Genomic DNA, 768 nt, shown 5'->3' on the forward strand with positions numbered 1-768 from the left:
AGCGACCCATGTAAATCTTGTGTTCTCACGTCTTGCTTACGATCTTAGACCATTTTTAGTGAACCGCCTTCGACCGGTAGGAACGCTAAAACATCCTTTTCAGCCACCGCCTTTTTATAAGAGAACCTTTAGTTCAGGAACGAAAACGATTTATATCAATGGTACGTATCTATTTCCCATTGGCAATGTGAAAACATCCAATGCGATGAACTTCAGTTCAAAGCTTTCGCTTTACACGAAGAAAGGCAGAGAACAAATACACAAAAGTCTCCGCCCGGATATCCAGAAAGAAATTGGACATTTAATGAGGGCTTCTCTACCGAAAAGAAGTATTGAATATCTGGATAATCGTATTAGTCGCTATAGTATGAAGATGGGGAAATGCGAAATTACAGGTGAGTACCTCCATGCATCAGACGTTCACTGTCACCATTACGTGCCCAGGAACCAGGGAGGCTCTGATCAATTTCAAAATCTCCGTATTCTTCATAAGGATATTCACCGACTTATCCATATGAAAGATATAGAGAAGATAAAGGTTTATCTTGAAAAGTTACCACAGAATCGATTGATCTTAGATAAAATCAATCAATACCGAAAGGTATGTGGGGTGGAAGGGATCGTTGCATCCAGTCTCGAAGAGTAACAAAGGAACTTATAATGTAGTACATACCTTTAGATGGAGCGCCGAATGCTGGGAAACTAGCACGTTCGGTGTGGAGCAGGGGAAAAGCTGGAGATAACTTCAAACGCTTACCTATTGCTAAC

The 768-nt window shown here is 41.0% G+C and carries 1 protein-coding gene; it reads left to right on the forward strand.

Features of this window, described 5'->3' with window-relative positions:
* The coding region (locus GLV97_RS20400) for an HNH endonuclease (RefSeq protein ID WP_237418666.1) at positions 1-646 on the forward strand (646 nt) is incomplete at its 5' end.
* Positions 647-768 lie beyond the last annotated feature (122 nt).

Source organism: Halobacillus litoralis (assembly GCF_009856355.1).
Lineage (GTDB): Bacteria > Bacillota > Bacilli > Bacillales > Halobacillaceae > Halobacillus > Halobacillus litoralis_B.